Source organism: Rhizobium sp. BK377 (assembly GCF_014193935.1).
Taxonomy (GTDB): Bacteria; Pseudomonadota; Alphaproteobacteria; order Rhizobiales; family Rhizobiaceae; genus Rhizobium.
In genome coordinates this window covers 1-1,043 of the sequence record NZ_JACIAC010000021.1, presented here as the reverse complement: position 1 = coordinate 1,043, position 1,043 = coordinate 1, and the positions used below count along the sequence as shown (strand labels likewise).

The window sequence follows — 1,043 nt, the reverse complement described above, 5'->3', positions numbered from 1 at the left end:
TGGCGATGCCGTTTCGTACAGTTTCATGCCAGCGTAGTCGCTCATCAAGGCTATTGAGGCTGCCGTGGCCTTCTTATCCGTCATTTCTTCTTCGCCCCCCGATGTGGATAGTTATTCTTTGTTATGTTTATTCGAACAACTTAACGATGTCTGTCATCGGTCGAAACAATTTCAACGGTTGATCCGGAAACGGCAGAAAACTCTCTCGTTCATAGAAGCGCTTCGCGCTCTCGTCCTTAGCGTCCACGATCACTGCAAAGGATGCTATCTCACTGCGTACGGCACGGTAGAGCGCATCCGCGAGGAGGAACCGACCGTAACCTCTTCCCTGATAGCGTTGATCGACTGCGAGGCGGCCCAGTAAGGTCGCTGGGATCAACGGGTAGCGCGGCAGCTTGCGGACCGTCGCCGCCGGCAATTCCGGAAGCCTCACAGCCGTCGACGAGAGCGTGTAATATCCGGCGATGCTGCCATCCTGCAGCACGAGCACAAAAAGCGCCGCCATCTTTTTTCTGGCGTCTTGTCCGGCCTGCGTCTGGAAATATCTGTCGAGCGGCTCTACGCCGCTTTCGAACCCCGATCGGTCATGTTGCGGGCCGAGAACCTCGACCCGCGGGATGTCGTCCGCTGCCCCCACCCGTCAAACGCCTGTTCTCTCACGATAGCGGCGAACGGTGTCATGCAGCCGCTCATTGACCGGCCTTGACTCAACCAAAGCCTGGACAAACGCCTGACTGTCCCGTACCGAAAGCTCCAGGTGTTGGTATTCCTCAATGGCGCGGCGCGCCGCATCCTGTACGCTTGTCAAAACGAAATCCGTCACCGTGCGCCCTTGCAGGGCAGCGGCATGTTCAATCAATCGTTTCTGGTCGGCGGTTACGCGCGTCTCGAGGCGCTCCCCGCGGATACGACCGGTAGCCGGTCTCTTTGCTGCTTGAGCCATTTCAGGGCCTCCAGTTTCCTGGTATATGTACGGCCAGTGGCCGGAAGAATCAAGAGTGCAGCGTTTCTTGCGCTATCAATGCTGATCGGCGGCATCGTCG

Annotated in this window: 2 protein-coding genes; both read right to left on the bottom strand. The window is 57.5% G+C overall.

Going from position 1 to position 1,043, the window contains the following annotated elements; translation table 11 throughout:
• Window positions 1–127: 127 nt before the first annotated feature.
• The gene (locus FHT92_RS29065; protein WP_183831651.1) at window positions 128–637 is read right to left on the bottom strand and encodes a GNAT family N-acetyltransferase; all 510 of its coding nucleotides are present in this window, start codon (window positions 635–637) and stop codon (window positions 128–130) included.
• Between the two features lie 3 nt (window positions 638–640).
• Window positions 641–943 carry a DUF1778 domain-containing protein gene (locus FHT92_RS29060; protein ID WP_183831649.1) on the bottom strand — a complete coding sequence of 101 codons (303 nt, stop codon included), beginning with the start codon at window positions 941–943 and terminating at the stop codon, window positions 641–643.
• Window positions 944–1,043: the final 100 nt, after the last annotated feature.